The organism is Streptomyces niphimycinicus (genome assembly GCF_018883605.1).
GTDB classification, from domain to species: Bacteria; Actinomycetota; Actinomycetes; order Streptomycetales; family Streptomycetaceae; genus Streptomyces; species Streptomyces niphimycinicus.
In genome coordinates, this window is sequence record NZ_JAHLEM010000416.1 from 1 (window position 1) to 927 (window position 927).

A 927-nucleotide genomic window follows, 5' to 3' on the forward strand; every position below is an offset into this window, starting at 1 on the left:
GGGTGCGGGCGGCGTGGCGGTCGGATGGTGCGGTGTATGCGGAGGTGGCGCTGCCGGAGGAGCATCGGGTCCAGGCGGCGGGGTTCGGACTGCATCCGGCACTCCTCGACGCTGCCATGCACACCATCGCCTTCCACGACCGTGACGAAGGCGATGCGCAGCTTGTGCTGCCGTTCGCCTATCGAGAGGTGGCGCTGCATGCCTCCGGGGCCTCAGCACTGCGCGTGCGCGTGACACCGTCCGGCCCGAACACCATGACCCTCGAGCTGGCCGATGAGTCCGGTGCCTCGGTGGCTTCCGTGGGCTCGGTGGTGTCCCGTCCGGTCAGCCCCGAGCAGTTCGGCACGGCGGCGACGGCGGACCGGATGTTCCGCGTCGCCTGGGAGGAACTGCCGATGCGGCCGGACGGCACGACCGTCGAACCGCTACCGGTGGTCGACGCCGAGGACGTACACCGTCTGGCCACAACGCCGGAGGCTTCGCTCCCAGACGCGCTGTTGCTGGACCTCGGCGGTGGCGTCGGCAGTGGCACCGGCGACGGTTTGGCCGATGTGCGGGAGCTGACCGGGCGGGCGCTGCGGGTCGTACAGGCGTGGCTGGCCGAGCCCTCGTTGGTGTCCAGCCGACTGCTCGTGGTGACGCGGGGTGCCGTCGCCGTCCGGGAGGCCGACCCGGTCGACCCGGCGGTGGCCGCCGTATGGGGCCTGATGGGGTCCGCACAAGCGGAGAACCCCGGGCGGATCCTCCTCCTCGACATCGATCAAGAAACGATCCCCACCGCGCTTCTGCCCGCGATGCTTGCCGGTGACCAGCGCCAACTGGCCTTACGCGACGCCATCTGCTTCACCCGGCACCTCAGCCGTGTCATGAATGTGCCCGAGGCCGAGCCGGTCGGTGTGGGTTTTGGTGGGACGGTGTTGGTCACGG

At 70.4% G+C, this 927-nt stretch carries 1 protein-coding gene; it reads left to right on the forward strand.

The genetic code is table 11. The annotated features are described in order from the left end of the window. Positions 1 to 32: 32 nt before the first annotated feature. Positions 33 to 927 (forward strand): SpnB-like Rossmann fold domain-containing protein (locus KN815_RS31160; RefSeq protein WP_253209348.1); only part of this gene is annotated, 895 nt, incomplete at its 3' end.